This window comes from Cereibacter sp. Soil_C_27 (assembly GCF_057657095.1).
Map to the genome: position 1 here is coordinate 214,914 of NZ_JBDGJD010000002.1, position 12,209 is coordinate 227,122.

Genomic DNA, 12,209 nt, shown 5'->3' on the forward strand with positions numbered 1-12,209 from the left:
GCCCTGCTCTCGGCTATTCCGGGGCAGAGGATTTCCCGCGAGGTCGGCATGGACGTGACGTTGTTTCTCGATCTGGTGGACGAGGCCACCCTGGCCGCGCTGATCGGCGTGCTGACCGGGCTGGTCTTCGGCATCGCCGCGCATCGCTCCTCCTTCTGCCTGCGGGCGGCGACGGTCGAATTCGCCCGCGGCCAGTTGGGCGACCGGGTCGCGGTCTGGCTCTTGACCTTCTCCACCGCGATGATCTGGGTGCAGGGCGCGCAGATGCTCGGCCTGTTCCGCGCCGAGGAGGCGCGGATGATGGCGGTGACCGGCTCGTGGTCGGGCGCGGTGCTGGGCGGGCTGATGTTCGGCGCGGGAATGGTGCTGGCGCGCGGCTGTTCGGGGCGGCTTCTGGTGCTGGCGGCAACCGGCAACCTGCGCTCGGTGATCTCGGGGCTGATCTTCGCCGTGGTGGCGCAGATGTCGCTGCATGGCTGGCTCGCGCCGCTCAGGCAATGGCTTGCCGGGCTCTGGGTGACGCCGGGCGGGGCGAACGTGAACCTGCTGGCGCTGGCGGGCCTGCCCGATGCGGCGGGGCTGGTGATCGGGCTCGGCTTTGCCACCGTGGCGCTGTGGCTTGCGGCCCATCGGCAGATGCCTTGGCAGGCGCTGGTCTTCGCCTCGGGCGTGGGCTTCGCCGTCGCTCTGGGCTGGGTGCTGACCTTCAGCCTGTCGCAGGTCGCCTTCGAGCCGACGACGGTGACTTCTGCAACCTTTTCGGGGCCTTCCGCGAATTTCCTGATGTTCTTCCTTACCGACTCCCCGGCGCTCGACTTCGATATCGGGCTGGTGCCGGGGGTGTTCCTCGGGGCGCTGATCTCGGCCGGGCAGAAGCGCGAGCTGCGGTTTCAGGGCTTCGACGGTGAAAGCCAGATGCGGCGCTCGATGCTGGGTGCGGTACTGATGGGATTCGGCGCCATGCTGGCCGGCGGCTGCGCCATCGGCTCCGGCGTCACCGGCAGCTCGATCTTCGTGGCGACGGCATGGCTCGCGCTGCTCTGCATGTGGATCGGGGCGGGGCTGACCGATTTTCTCGTCGATCAGCGCCGCGCCCCGCTGGCGGCCTGAGCTGGCCCCCGTCAGAGATCGGCGACGTAGCGGTATCCGCTGCCCGCCTTCTCGGCCCGGCCGATGCCGCCGCCGGGCAGGTGATAGCCGATCAGGATCATCTGCTCGGCCGCCAGCCGCTCCAGCAGCGCGCTGCGGGTGGTCGCGGCAAGATCCTTGTCCTGATCGGAGTTCGACGCCCAGTCCGGGCGCTCGAAGCCGATGTGGTGGTTGCCGATGGCATCGCCCAGCACCATGACGGGCGAGGGCGCGGCCAGCTCGAAGGACATGTGTCCCGGCGTGTGGCCGGGGGTCAGCCGGGCGGCGACGCCGGGCAGCACCTCCTCGCCATCGCCGAGCTTGCGCACGCTGTCCGCGATCACCGCCAGCCGCCGCGCCGCGCCCACCGCGAAGGTGGTGCGCGCCTCGCCGATGCTGTCCACCGTCTCGGGGTCGGTCCAGTAGTCGAACTCCGCCTGACCGATGGCATATTCGGCATTGGCAAAGACCGGCTCGTCGAACTCGTCGAGCAGACCCCAGAGGTGGTCGGGATGGCCATGGGTGAAGAGAACATGGGTGATGTCCTCCGGCGCCACGCTAAGCGCCTCGAGGCTCTCGGCCAGCTTGCCTGCGGAAGACTGGAAATCCGGCCCGGCGCCGACGTCGAACAGCACCGTGTTCGTGCCGTCGCGCAGCAGGGTCACGTTGCAGGGCGGGGTCAGCTGGTCGGTGGCCAGACCGTAGCGGCTGACGATCTCCCGCATCTCGGCCTCGGGCATGCCACCCAGCACGAAATCGCCGGGCAGCATCAGGTTGCCATCCGACAGCGTGTCGAGCTGCCAGGAGCCCGAGGTCAGCGTCGAGGCGGCCCAGAGCCTGCGCGGCGCGAGCGGCGCGGCTAGGGCGGTGGCAAGGAAGTGGCGGCGGCTCAGCATGGTCGTTCTCCCGGATCAGCCGAAGATGTCGGCGGTGATGCCGTCATACCAGCCGATGCTTTCCTCGTAGGTGGCCTTGCGCAGGGCTGCATCTTCATGCGCCTCGCTGATGAAATGATGCACCGAGGCGATCTTCTCGGGCGTGGCCTCGTAGGTGCCGCCGACCTTCACGCCGTCGTCGGGCGCCAGCAGCGACCAGCAGGTGTTGGCATAGTCCGCCTTGCGAAGCTCGGTTCCGAGCAGGTCGGCCCGGATTGCCCGCACCACCACTGCCGCCTGACTGTTGGCCGCCGAGGCCGATTTCGGCATGTCGCCCTGCCGCGCGCTGTCGCCCAGCACGAAGACCGTCTCGTCGATCTTCGATCGCAGGCTTTCGGGCGCCACCGGAGCCCAGCCGCTGTCATCCGTCACCCCGGCGGCGGCGGCGATGCGCCCGGCCACCTGCGCGGGAATGACGTTGCAGGCGTCGACCTTCTGCACCTCGCCGTCGATCACCAGCTCCATCGTCTCGGGCCGCACCTCGACGAGATCGCCGCCGAAGTCGGGGCCGATCCAGTCGATCATGCCATCGTAGTATTTCAGCCAGGCATTCTCGAAGAGCGTCTGCTTGGAGAAGCCTTCCTTCGGGTCGATGATGAGGATCTTGGCCGTGGGGTTCGTCCGCTTGAACAGCGTGGCGATCATGCTCACGCGCTCGTAGGGGCCGGGCGGGCAGCGGTAGGGGTCGGGCGGGGCCACCAGCGCGAAGGTGCCGCCCTGCGGCATCGCCTCGACCATGGACTTGAGCAGTTGGGTCTGCGGCCCGGCCTTGTAGGCATGGGGCATGATCTCTGCATGACGTTCAACCGACCAGCCGGGCACCGCATCCTCGACGAAGTCGATCCCCGGCGCCAGCACCAGCCGGTCGTAGGCGAGGGTCTGGCCCCCGGCCAGCGTCACGCTTTTGCGCTCGCGGTCGACGGCCGTCGCGGTGTCGTGGATCACCGTCACCCCGGCGCCGATCGCCCCGTAGCCGTGCTGCAGGCTTTCATAGCTGCGGATGCCGCCGAGGTAGAGGTTCGACATGAAGCAGGTGGTGTAGACCGGGTTCGTCTCGACCAGCGTCACGTCGAGCGCGCCGCCGCTGTCGCGGGCGAGGTAGCGGGCGACGGTGGCGCCGCCGGCGCCGCCGCCGATGACGACGACATGGGGGCGCGTCTGGGCCCGGAGCGCCGGAGCGGCAAGCAGGCCGGAGGCCGCGCAGCTTGCGCCGATGAACAGGCGTCGCGTCAGGGTCATGTCGTCACCTCCAGAGGAGGCCGGCCCGACGGAGCCGGGACGGCGGCTGTTCCAGCGGCAAACCGGCGCCGCCACGGGGGCGGCACCGGCGCTCGGCTCACTTCGGGATCGACGCGAGATAGGCGATGATCGCCGTGCGGTCCTCTTCCTTCTTCAGCCCCGGGAAGGACATCTTGGTGCCCTTCAGGAAGGCCTTCGGATTGGCGAGGAAGGCGTCGAGCGAGGCGTGATCCCAGACCAGACCGGCCTCGGCCTGTTCGAGCAGCGCCTTGGAATATTTGAATTTTTCCTCATGCGCTGCCGGGCCGTCCACCACGCCGTTCAGCGAGGGGCCAACCCCGTTCTTGGCGCCTTCCCCGACCTTGTGGCAGGCGGCGCATTTCTTGAACACGGTCTCGCCCGCCGCGATCAGCGCCGGATCGGCAGCGGCCGGAGCGGCTTCGGCGGCAGGAGCCTCTGCCGCGGGGGCCTCGGCGGCGGCAGTTTGCGCAGGCGCCTCGGCTTCCGGCGCGCTGGCCGGGGCGGCGTCGCCTGCGACGACCGGGGTGGCGGGCGCCTCGGGCGTTGTCGCTTCGGCGTCCGGCGACGCGGGCGGGGCGGTCTCGGCCGCGGCCATCCGCAGGTCGGGCAGGGTGCCCGCCGGACGCCCGTCCGGGTCTTCCGGCGTCACGTTCAGCTCGGCCGCGCGCTTGGTGACAGTCACCTCGGTCGCGCAATCGGTCATGCAGGGCTCGCCCTTGAACAGCGCGTATTCCGCCTCGGGCCGGTCGTCGGCGTAGAAGCCTTCGGCGTTGGGCAGCGCCACTTCCAGGAAATTCGCCTTCGACAGGACGAAATCATCCTCCACCAGCCCGTTGGAATAGAGCAGGAAGGCGGTAATCGCATAGGTCTCGTCCACGCTCACCGTCTGCGCCGCGCCGAAGGGCATCGAGCGGTGGATGTAGTCGAAGACGGTGGAGAGATAGGGCCAATAGCTGCCCACCGTCTTCACCGGCCGGCGGTCGGTCAGGGTGCCTTCACCCCCCGCCAGCACCGGCCAGCTGTCGAGCCCCTCGGCGAATTCGCCGTGGCAGGAGGAGCATTTCTCGGCGAAGACCTCCTCGCCGGTCAGCACGTCGCCCGAGCCCTCAGGCAGGCCGGTGCCGTCGGGCAGCACGCTCACGTCCCAGGCCGTGACCTCTTCCGGCAGGGCAGGGCGACCGAGGCCGAGCGGGTCGGCGGCGACCGGGGCGGCGAGGGCCGAGAGGATCGTTGCGCCGAGCGCCAGATTACGCGACTTCGACATTCTCGACCTCCCCATCCGCCTTGACCCACCAGGTCTGGATGCCGTTGTTGTGATAGACGTTGTTCAGGCCGCGGATCTCCCGCAGCGCATCCTTGGTCGGCTGGACATAGCCGGTCTCGTCGAGGGCGCGCGACTGCAGCATCATCTCCTCGCCGTCCCAGTCGATGTCGAGGTGGAAGCGCACCAGCGCCTTGGGCTTGGAGTCGCCGGTCAGACGCGCGGTCTGCCAGTTCCTGCCGCCGTCGGTGGAGACATCGACGCGGCTGATCGCGCCATTGCCGCTCCAGGCGAGGCCGGTGATGACCAGCGGGCCCTTGCCGTGCCGGATCGGCACCTGCGGGCTCGGCGCGGTGATGACGGATTTCGCGTCCATCACCCAGGTCCACTTGCGCGCCCGGCCATCCGGCATGAGGTCGGTGTATTTCGAGGTTTCCTCGCGGCTTTCCACCGCCTGATCGTAGACCCCGATCCGGCGCAGCCACTTGATCCACATGTTGCCTTCCCAGCCCGGCACCACGAGGCGCACGGGATAGCCATGCTCCTTGCGCAGCGCCTCGCCATTGGCGAAGAAGGCGACGATCACGTCGTCCATGGCCTTTTCCAAGGGCATCGAGCGACCGTTGGAGGAGGCATCGGCGCCTTCGGCATAGATCCACTTGCCCTCGGGCTTCACGCCGGCCTCTTCCAGCAGGACGCGCAGCGGCACACCGACGTATTCCATGTTGTGGATCATGCCCTGGGTGAACTGGCAGCCTTCGAGCTGGGCGCCCGCCCATTCCATCCCGCCATTCGCCGCGCATTCGAGGAAGGCGGTGGTCGAGGCGCGGGGGAACCGCAAGAGATCCTCGAAGGTGAAGACCAGCGGACGGTCCACCAGACCGTTGATCATCAGCCGGTAGTCCTGCTTCGACATCTCGATCGCGCCCGAGTGGTGGCGCTCGAAGGCGCAGCCCTGCGGGGTGATCGTGCCTTCCAGCGCGTGGATCGGCGTGAAATTGATCGAGGAGACCGGGCTCTCGGTCAGCCAGGACACGTTGCGCCGCACCACATGGCTCTCGAACTTGATCGGCATGCCGTAGGGCGTGGCGTCGACGGGATCGCCGAAGGCGCTGGCCCAGTCCTGCACCTCGGTGATGAGCGGGTCGGCGGCTTCCGCGCGGGCGGCGGTGGCCCCGGCGGCGAGGCCTGCGCCCGCGAGGGCGGACGTCCGCAGAAATCCGCGGCGCGACGTGCCGCTCTTTGGTTCGTCGGTCATTGGCGAACTCTCCTTCGTCTGTCAGAGGCCGGTCACGGTGACCGGGTTCTTGGGCTGCAAGGTCACGGTGCCGAGCTTGCGGATGTGGGATTCCATCACATCCCAGATCTGCGGCCCCTCGGTGCCCTCGTTGACGGAGGCCCAGCCCGCGACGGTATAGGCCTTGGACGGCTCGATCGCCTCGCCGCTGTCGGTGAGCCTGAGATCCGAGATCCGCGTGCCGATCGGCCTGGACACGTCGATCGCATAGGACAGCCCGCCGACCCGCACCATGTCGCCGCCCTGCTGGTAGTAGGGGTCGGTGTTGAACAGGTTGTCGGCGACGTCCTCGAGCACGGTCTTCAGCGTCTCGCCGGTCATCTCGTTGCGGTAGCAGGCGCCATAGGTCATCGAGGTCACGTTGTGGATGTCCTCGCGGGTGATCGCGTCGCCGGGCATCAGCGTGGTGCCCCAGCGCACGCCGGGCGAGAGCGAGATCTGCGCGTCGCGCTCCGAGCGGATCGCTTCGCAGATCAGGTCGTCCCAGGTGCCGTTGAAGCTGCCGCGGCGGTAGAGCAGGGTTTCGGTGGTGCCGACCCTCTCCTCCAGATCCGCCTTGAATGGTGCGCGCTCGGCGTCGATCAGGCTGGCCATCTCGGGGTCGGGGGTGATGACATCCGAGAAGATCGGGATCAGCTTGTGCCGATAGCCCATCATTCGCCCGTCGCGCACGTCGAGATCGACGCGCGACAGGAACTTGCCGTTGGAGCCGCTGGCGATCAGGATCGTCTCGCCGATCAGCACCGGCTCGGGCACAGCGTCATGGGTGTGGCCGGTCAGGATCACGTCGATCCCCTTGACGCGCGAGGCCATCTTCTTGTCCACGTCGAAGCCGTTGTGGCTGAGGCAGACCACCAGATCCACCCCCTCGGCGCGCACCTCGTCGACCATCTCCTGCATCCGCTCCTCGCGGATGCCGAAGCTGTATTCGGGGAACATCCAGCGCGGGTTGGCGATGGGCATGTAGGGGAAGGCCTGACCGATCACGGCGATGCGCTGGCCGCCGCGCTCGAAGATCTTGTAGGGCTCGAAGGCGGGCTCGTCCCATTCGGCGTCGAAGATGTTGGCGCCGAGGAAGGGGAATTTCAGCTGGGTCTCGACGATCTCCTTCACCCGGTCCGAACCGTAGGTCCATTCCCAGTGGCTGGTCATCGCCTCGACGCCGAGGGCATTCATCACGTTGACCATGTCCTGCCCCTTGGTCAGGAAGCTGGTCATCGACCCGTGCCAGGTGTCGCCGCCGTCGAGCAGGATCGCGTCGGGCCGCGCCGCGCGGATCGCCTTGACCACCGTGGCCACGCGGTCCATGCCGCCCATCTTGCCATAGGCGCGACCGAGAGCCTCGAAATCCGGATAGGTCAGCGCATAGGCTTCGGGCGATTGCGGTGCGATGCCGAACATCTTCTGGAATTCGAGCCCGGTGACATGCGGCACATGACCCTTGGCCTCGCCGACGCCGATGTTGACCTCCGGCTCGCGGAACCAGATCGGCTTCAGCTGGGCGTGGATGTCGGTGATGTGCATCAGGGTCACATTGCCGAAGTCGTCGAACTGCAGCAGCTGGTCCTGCGTCAGCGCCTGCTGGGCGGCAAGCCGCGCCCAGTTGCCGAGCCCGGACGCGCCATACAGCGCCGACGTGGCCAATGCGGCCTGAAAAAACTCGCGGCGCGTGATCATGCGCGTCTCCCTGTCGTCGGGAATGGCAGGCCGGGCTCCATCATGACGCCGACCGGGCCGATCCGTAACGTGATTTCACATGCTGTCGCGGCCGGCGGGCGGCCGCGACGGTGTCAGTGGCGCACCGAGACGCCTTCCACCGACAGTCCGTTGCCGCGCGAGGCGACGTAGAGCTCCAGCGCCTTGAACTCGTCCGAGCCGGCCTTGAAGGTTTCGGCCCGGGTGTCGCGGACGCAGCCGATGAAGCGCTGCTGCGAGGACAGGAGACCTGCATCCTTGAGCCGGTAGGTCGGGAAGCCGTTGATCTGGCCCTGGCTCAGGTGGTCGGCGCGGATCATCATGCCCTGGTTGTCCTCGTGGCAGTTCGCGCAGGACATCTCGAGCTGGCCGAAGCGGGTGTAGTAGATCTCCTTGCCCTTCTCCCAGAAGGGGGCGGCGGCGCCGTCGATGGCGACGTTCACCGGCTGGCCGCGCGACTGCAGCGAGATGAGGGCGAGCATGTCCTTCATCTCGTCGCCGGTCAGCTTCCAGGCTTCGAGACCCATCCGTTCGGTGACGCAGCTGTTGATGTGGTCTTCCATCAGCATCAGCTTGCCGCTCTCCGGATCGACGCGCGGCAGGACGGCGCGCAGCCCGGCCATGCTCTCCGGCCCCTCGTGGCAGCCGGCGCAGCTTTCGCCCTTGGCGCCCTGCGGCGCGTTCCAGCTGTCGATTGCACGGTCGACGAAGACCATGCCCGGATTGTCGAAGTCGTCCCGTTCCATGTCGCGGGTATCGTCTTCGCGGTAGTGCCAGCCGGACCAGATGGTATCCATCGTATCCTTCAGATGGTCCGGCGCCGAGGTCATGGTGGTCAGCGTGAGCGGGCCATCATCGGTCTCGACGGTCAGCGTGTCCTCGACCGGGTCGGCGGACGCCATGCCCGTCAGGGCGAGGCCCAGGGCCAGTGCGGCGATCGACTTGGCTGTGCGGTGCATGGCTATCCTCCCTAATGTCCCGTCCGCTCAGGCAATCTCGATCGACTTGCTGTCTTCGTAGACAGAGCCGTCGTCGTCATACCAGGTGAACTTGAATTCCCCTGCCGCATCGACCTTGGCGTCGAATTCGAAATAGGGGTTGGTCGAGACCGCCGGGTCGATCGCCACGTCGACGACATTCGCGCCGTTGAAGTCGCAGGTGAAGCGGTTGATGATCGAGCGCGGGATCAGCTTGCCTTCCGCATCCTTGCGCTGGCCGGATTCCATCTTGTGCGAAATCAGGGCCTTGATCGTCACGGCCTCGCCGGCCGAAGCCGACTTCGGCACTTTCACGCGGGGTTTTGCATCTTCTGCCATGTTTCTCTCCTCGATCCCTTGGTTCAGCCGCCGCAGCCGCCGATGGTGACCTTGACGGTCGCCGACGCCTGCACGATGGAGCCGTCCGCCATCTTGGCCATCGCGATCACGTCCTGCGTCTGGGCAAGCCGGATGCGGGTGGCGGCGCGCTGGTTCGCGGCGGCGGGCCCGAAGGTGAAGGTGGCGACGGCCGGTTCGGGGTTGCCGCTGGCCAGGAGCAGGATGGCCACGGCGCCGGGGGCGTCGACCTCGACCGGGACGGTGTTCCCGTTCTCGGCGATCTCCGGCATCGTCAGGGTGATGCCGCCGGTGCCGGGCGTCGCGCCGCCGGTGAAGGGCGCGGCGAGTTCCTCGACCGTGGCGGCCGAGAGCGCGCCGGGCAGGGCCAGGGTGGCGAAACCACCGAGGCCGAACATCAGGGTGTCACGTCTGGACAGGTTCATTCTGATCTCCTTGAGCATTGGGTCGCCTCACTCCTTGAGTGTCATGAGGTAGGCGACCACGTCCTCGATCTGCTGTGCATTCAGGATGGGCGGCAACTCGCCCTCGGCAGCCTTGCCGGTGAAACCGTCGCCGGGGCGGACGAAGCCGTCGGTCTTGTAGAAGGCGGGCATGAAGCTGCCCTCGAAGGTCATCTTGGCATTGGCCACGATGCCACGAAGCTGCGCCTCGGAATAGCGGTCCGCGACGCCGTCCAGCGGCGGGGCGATGTTGCCGGGGAACTGCACATCGGGCAGCGCCGCGACGGTGTGGCAGGCCACGCAGTTTCCTAGGGCGTTGGTCGTCATCACCTTCACGCCGGCTTCGGGATTCCCCGGAGTGCCGGACAGGGGAGCATCGACCGCCCCCTCGTGAAAGGCGACGTCCTTGGGGGCGGTTTCACTTGCGACGGGCGTGGCGGCGCACAAAGCCGCCAAGGCCGCCGACCAAAGCCGGCGAGTCATTGCGATCCTCCCTGATCTTTCCTTTAGTCGAGAATAGAAGCGGAGACTGACCCAACGCAACAGGAATATAGTAATCTGCGAATATTTCTATATTCTGCGCTGCGGCATTGCGTCACTCTTCGACGGGGGTCATCTGGCGGGCCAGAAACTTTTGAAAATGCTCGCCATTCTCGTATCCGTGGTCCTTCACCCAGGTCAGCAGCGCCGCCGTGGTTCCCTTGCCGAAGGCCCCCGGCATCATCGCAACTGCAGCGTCGGCGGCGGTCTCGCCCTCCGGCACGTCCTCGGGCAGGAAGACCAGCGTGGGGGTGAACATCACGCCCCAGCGAGTCGCCATGTCCTTCTCCGGCAGCACCGTCCCGTCGAAGTCGGTGACCTCGACATCGCCGAAGAGGTTGATCTGCACGACGAAGTAAGTGTCGCGGATCAGTTGGTCGATCCTGGCGTCGGGGAAGACCTCCTCATGCATCTTGGTGCAGTAGATGCAGCCGCGCTGCTCGATGCTGATCAGCAGGCGCTTGCCTTCGGAATTGGCCTCGGCCAGATCCTCGCGCAGGTCCTTGAAGGTCTCGCGCAGCCATGTCGGCTTGTGCAGCCCGTCGTCGCCCAGCTCGACCGCAAGCAGCGGCGAGGCGATCAGGCAGAGGGCAGCGGCTAGCGGGGCAAATCGTTTCACGGTATGTCCTTCCCTTAACTCAGCGTCGCGGACCAGTCGAAGTTGCGGATCATCCAGTCGGCGATCAGGTTGACGGAGTTGGTCGCGATCAGCACTCCGAAGATGATGAGCATGACGCCCATGGCCTTCTCGACATGGCCCATCATTGCGCGGTGGCGGGCGATCCAGCCGAGGAAGGGAACGGCGAAGAGCGCGGCGATCACGAAGGGCAGGGTCATCGCCAGCCCGTAGACCAGAAGCAGCGCCCCGCCCCGCCAGATCTCGCCCATCCCGCTCGCCACCATCAGGATCGCGGCGAGGGCAGGGCCCACGCAGGGCGTCCAGCCGAAGCCGAAGGCGAGGCCCATCAGATAGGCGCCCGCCAGCGTGGTCGGCTTGGCCTGCGTCTGCACCCGTGCCTCGCGGTAGAACAGCCCGATGCGCAGGAGGCCGAGGAAATGCAGCCCGAACAGGATCAGCACCCCGCCCGCAACCCAGGACAGCACGCCGCGCCACTGCACGAAGACCCCGCCGAGCGCCGTGGCTCCGAGGCCCAGCAGCACGAAGATCGTCGTCACGCCAAGTGCGAAGAGCACCGCTTGCAGCACCAGCCGCGCCTGCGCACCGGGCGCGATCGCGCCGCCGTCGCGCAGCTCGCGCACCGACAGGCCACCCATGTAGGACAGGTAGAACGGCACCATGGGCAGGATGCAGGGCGACAGGAAGGACAGAAGTCCCGCCAGCGCGGCCCCGCCAAAGGTCATCTCCAGCATCGCCCCCTCCTCGAAGCGGTGCCTTGCCCCTATGGCAAAGTTACATTAGTATATTCCTATGTTTCAATAAGGCTGTCAACGTGGGCCGCTTCCGCAAGATCCTCATCGCTTCCGTCCTGATGCTTCCCTCGGCTGCCCCGGCGGCGGAGCTCGAGCTTCTGATGTTCGAGCAGCCCGGCTGCATCTATTGCGCCCGCTGGAACGAGGAGGTGGCGCCGGAATACCCGCTCACCGACGAGGGCCGCGCCGCCCCGCTGCGCCGGCTGCAACTGCGCGATCCGCTGCCCGCCGATGTCACGCTCAAGGCGCCGCCGGTCTTTACCCCGACCTTCGTCCTCGCCCGCGACGGGCAGGAACTGGGCCGGCTCGAGGGCTATCCCGGCGAGGAATTCTTCTGGCCGCTTCTCGGCGCGCTCATCGAGAAGGCGTCGCCGCCCCCGGGGTGAGCCCGGGATGCCCCGAAAGGGAAATCTCTGCCGAGTGATGTTTCGATTTCCGCCGAGCCGGGATAACGTGTCCCGTGACAGGGCAACCGGGGCGGCACGTGGGCGAAGTGGGCGACAATCTTGACGAAAACCCGGCACGACCGCCGCTGGATTGTCTGGTTCGCCGCGCCGAGGAGGCGTCGACCTTCCTGAAGGCCCTGGGGCACGAGGGGAGGCTCACCATCCTGTGCCATCTCAGGGACGGCCCCAAGAGCGTGACCGAGCTTGAAAACCTGCTGATGTCGCGTCAGGCTATCGTCAGCCAGCAACTCGCCCGGCTTCGGCTCGAAGGTCTGGTCAGTGCCCGGCGCGAAGGTCAGGCGATCTACTACTCGCTCCTCGATCCAAAGGTGACGGAGCTCATCGAATTGCTTGCCCTGCTGTTTGCCGAACCGGCGAAAGACCGGCGTCCGGGCTGAGACTGCCCCTGTCCGACGACAGGGTTTGGAAGGGAGGAGAC

At 67.1% G+C, this 12,209-nt stretch carries 14 protein-coding genes; 3 read left to right on the forward strand and 11 right to left on the reverse strand.

Annotated features, from left to right (window positions below; genetic code table 11):
- Positions 1-48 precede the first annotated feature (48 nt).
- The gene (locus AC3A5Z_RS07955) at positions 49-1,110 is read left to right on the forward strand and encodes a YeeE/YedE family protein (protein ID WP_487518837.1); all 1,062 of its coding nucleotides are present in this window, start codon (positions 49-51) and stop codon (positions 1,108-1,110) included.
- Between the two features lie 11 nt (positions 1,111-1,121).
- On the opposite strand, the gene AC3A5Z_RS07960 is transcribed toward AC3A5Z_RS07955, so the two are convergent.
- From AC3A5Z_RS07960 to AC3A5Z_RS08010, 11 genes are all read right to left on the reverse strand, one after another.
- Positions 1,122-2,024: an MBL fold metallo-hydrolase gene (locus AC3A5Z_RS07960; RefSeq protein WP_487518838.1), complete on the reverse strand. Its 903-nt coding sequence runs from the start codon at positions 2,022-2,024 to the stop codon at positions 1,122-1,124.
- A 15-nt stretch (positions 2,025-2,039) separates the two neighbouring features.
- Complete coding sequence (locus AC3A5Z_RS07965; protein WP_487518839.1) at positions 2,040-3,302, reverse strand: FCSD flavin-binding domain-containing protein; 1,263 nt, start codon at positions 3,300-3,302, stop codon at positions 2,040-2,042.
- A 97-nt stretch (positions 3,303-3,399) separates the two neighbouring features.
- Positions 3,400-4,587, reverse strand: a complete 1,188-nt coding sequence (locus AC3A5Z_RS07970) for a c-type cytochrome (RefSeq protein WP_487518840.1) — start codon at positions 4,585-4,587, stop codon at positions 3,400-3,402.
- Positions 4,571-5,842, reverse strand: coding sequence for a sulfite dehydrogenase (gene soxC / locus AC3A5Z_RS07975; RefSeq protein ID WP_487518841.1), 1,272 nt, complete (start codon positions 5,840-5,842; stop codon positions 4,571-4,573). The genes AC3A5Z_RS07970 and soxC overlap by 17 nt, the downstream gene beginning before the upstream one ends.
- Before the next feature lie 21 nt (positions 5,843-5,863).
- Complete coding sequence (gene soxB, locus AC3A5Z_RS07980) at positions 5,864-7,558, reverse strand: thiosulfohydrolase SoxB (protein WP_487518842.1); 1,695 nt, start codon at positions 7,556-7,558, stop codon at positions 5,864-5,866.
- A gap of 113 nt (positions 7,559-7,671) precedes the next feature.
- Positions 7,672-8,535 carry a sulfur oxidation c-type cytochrome SoxA gene (soxA, locus tag AC3A5Z_RS07985; protein WP_136792964.1) on the reverse strand — a complete coding sequence of 288 codons (864 nt, stop codon included), beginning with the start codon at positions 8,533-8,535 and terminating at the stop codon, positions 7,672-7,674.
- A gap of 27 nt (positions 8,536-8,562) precedes the next feature.
- Entirely contained in the window at positions 8,563-8,892 is a 330-nt protein-coding gene (gene soxZ, locus AC3A5Z_RS07990; protein ID WP_487518843.1) for a thiosulfate oxidation carrier complex protein SoxZ, read from the reverse strand.
- Between the two features lie 23 nt (positions 8,893-8,915).
- Positions 8,916-9,335 (reverse strand): thiosulfate oxidation carrier protein SoxY, encoded by a 420-nt coding sequence (soxY, locus tag AC3A5Z_RS07995; RefSeq protein WP_487518844.1) that lies wholly within the window; start codon positions 9,333-9,335, stop codon positions 8,916-8,918.
- Positions 9,336-9,362: 27 nt separating this feature from the next.
- Positions 9,363-9,836, reverse strand: coding sequence for a sulfur oxidation c-type cytochrome SoxX (gene soxX / locus AC3A5Z_RS08000; RefSeq protein ID WP_487518845.1), 474 nt, complete (start codon positions 9,834-9,836; stop codon positions 9,363-9,365).
- Positions 9,837-9,948: 112 nt separating this feature from the next.
- The gene (locus AC3A5Z_RS08005; protein WP_487518846.1) at positions 9,949-10,512 is read right to left on the reverse strand and encodes a thioredoxin family protein; all 564 of its coding nucleotides are present in this window, start codon (positions 10,510-10,512) and stop codon (positions 9,949-9,951) included.
- Positions 10,513-10,526: 14 nt separating this feature from the next.
- Positions 10,527-11,264: a cytochrome c biogenesis CcdA family protein gene (locus AC3A5Z_RS08010; protein WP_487518847.1), complete on the reverse strand. Its 738-nt coding sequence runs from the start codon at positions 11,262-11,264 to the stop codon at positions 10,527-10,529.
- 80 nt (positions 11,265-11,344) lie between these two features.
- Here AC3A5Z_RS08010 and AC3A5Z_RS08015 point away from each other — a divergent pair, with 80 nt between their 5' ends.
- Positions 11,345-11,710 (forward strand): thioredoxin fold domain-containing protein, encoded by a 366-nt coding sequence (locus AC3A5Z_RS08015; protein WP_487518848.1) that lies wholly within the window; start codon positions 11,345-11,347, stop codon positions 11,708-11,710.
- Positions 11,711-11,808: 98 nt separating this feature from the next.
- Positions 11,809-12,168 carry an ArsR/SmtB family transcription factor gene (locus AC3A5Z_RS08020; protein WP_487518849.1) on the forward strand — a complete coding sequence of 120 codons (360 nt, stop codon included), beginning with the start codon at positions 11,809-11,811 and terminating at the stop codon, positions 12,166-12,168.
- Positions 12,169-12,209: the final 41 nt, after the last annotated feature.